Raw genomic sequence first — 2006 nt, forward strand, 5'->3', positions numbered from 1 at the left:
CTTCATCTCTCTTTTTTCAATACTTATACATATATTTTAGCAAGTTTTCCACAGATTTTGAAATTTTATAATTTCCTACTTAATATAAAAAAATAAGGAATCCTTATTGAAATTTAAAGATTCCTTATTTTTTATAGGTCTATATTTCAAATTTATTAAGAAGGTTTTTTAGAGATACGTTAAATTCATTTAAACTTTGAGCAATAGCTGTAACTTCTTCTGTTGATGCAGTAAGTTGTTGTGATGCTGCTGCTACTTCCTGTGATGCTGCTGAATTTTCTTCAGCTACAGAACTTGAACTTTCTACTTTTTCTATTACAATATCTTTTTTATCTACAATTCCTTGCATTGAGTTATATACTTCTTGCATATATGGTTGTATTTTTTCTACAGTTTTCAATACTTCATTAAAAGAGGTCATTGTATTTTTAAGAGTATTTATTTGATTACTTATGTGTTCTTTTACATTATCAGAAGTATTTATAACATCCTGTGTGTCTTGCACAGTAGTTATTATTAAACTTGAAATTTTTTCTGTAGATTTTTTTGATTCTTCTGCTAGTTTTCGTACTTCTTCTGCTACTATCGCAAATCCTCTTCCATGTTCTCCTGCTCTTGCTGCTTCTATTGCAGCATTAAGTGCTAAAAGATTAGTTTGTTCGGATATTTGGAAAATAATTTCTGTAACAACTTTTATTTCATTTACAGAATTTGTTAAAGTTTTTACTTTTTCAATTACTATATAAAAAGCTTCTCTTATATCATTTATAGACTCCTCAAGTTTATCAATTTCTTTTTTTCCTATATTTACTCTACTTGTAGTTTCTTTTGTTTCATTTGATATATCATTTATCTTTTCATAAGCATATTCTAAACTATAAGTTACGTCTTTCATAGCACTTGCAATGTCAACTAAATCTTGTGCTTGATTTGTTGAACCTTGTGCAATTTGTTGCATAGTTGATGATACCTGCTCAGATGATGCTGATATTTCTTCTGATACATTTGCTAATATATTTGAACTTTCATTTACTGAGTTTATCTTTTGATTTATATCAATTATCATTTCTTTTAGAGAGTTTTTCAAACCATTTAGCTTATTAGCTATTTTCCCAAATTCATCATCTTTTTTCATAATATTTTTAGATATTTCTACTCTAAAGTTTCCTCTTGAAAGTTCTTCAATATGTTTTTCTAAAATATTAATCGGCTTTACTATTAAATTATAAGTAGTATATGATGTAATTATTGAACCTAAAATTATAACTATAATCATAGAACTTATATTGATAAAAACTTCATTAATATTTTCATTATTGATTGCATAATGTATCAATAAAAATCTTCCTATAATTAAAACAGTAAAAATGATTCCCAAAAACAAACTTAATTTTAATTGTAATCCCATTCCTTTTTTTCCAAACATAAATTTCATTCCTTTCATTTATATTAATCTTGTGTATACCCTACGTTATTTTACTATGTATTTCGTAAAATCGCAACAAAATTCGACATATTTTATAGGTGACATCAAACCAATGTCACCTATTTATCATCAATGGTTATTTCCATTTTTATTTCTTTATTTTCTCCAAAACTAAATGCTTTATCTGAATCTATATTAGCATTATCTATATCTATTTTTTTTATCTTTATTTCTGAGAGTAATTCTTCATTTTCTGCATCACTATCATTTTCAGGCTTCATATAAGTTATCCTATCTTCACTAGTTTTTTCTTTGATATTTTCTTCGTATTTTTTTTCTTTATATTGTTTTATATCAGTAAGATTATTCTCAATATCGTTTTTTTCATCTATATTATTTGAAGTTTTGTAAAAAATCAATATACCTATTAACGCTAAAATACTTATCATAATAATAACGAGCATTTTATACCCTCCTTAGCTTTTAAAATTAGCTCGTTGCAGAACTCTACAACTCGCATAAATACTACATTTAAATTTATAGAAATGGCTAAGTTTCCCCCATTTTGGGTATATATACA

At 25.7% G+C, this 2006-nt stretch carries 2 protein-coding genes; both read right to left on the minus strand.

The window, feature by feature from the left end:
• Positions 1-139: 139 nt before the first annotated feature.
• Positions 140-1426 carry a methyl-accepting chemotaxis protein gene (locus BUA77_RS13110; RefSeq protein ID WP_072891026.1) on the minus strand — a complete coding sequence of 429 codons (1287 nt, stop codon included), beginning with the start codon at positions 1424-1426 and terminating at the stop codon, positions 140-142.
• Positions 1427-1545: 119 nt separating this feature from the next.
• Positions 1546-1890 (minus strand): hypothetical protein, encoded by a 345-nt coding sequence (locus BUA77_RS13115; protein ID WP_072891028.1) that lies wholly within the window; start codon positions 1888-1890, stop codon positions 1546-1548.
• Positions 1891-2006 lie beyond the last annotated feature (116 nt).

The sequence above is a fragment of the Tepidibacter formicigenes DSM 15518 genome, assembly GCF_900142235.1.
GTDB lineage: Bacteria > Bacillota > Clostridia > Peptostreptococcales > Peptostreptococcaceae > Tepidibacter > Tepidibacter formicigenes.

Coding starts and splice junctions, on each gene's coding strand:
- BUA77_RS13110 (WP_072891026.1), bottom strand. CDS start 1,426: ATGTTTGGAAAAAAAGGAATGGGATTACAATTAAAATTAAGTTTGTTT.
- BUA77_RS13115 (WP_072891028.1), bottom strand. CDS start 1,890: ATGCTCGTTATTATTATGATAAGTATTTTAGCGTTAATAGGTATATTG.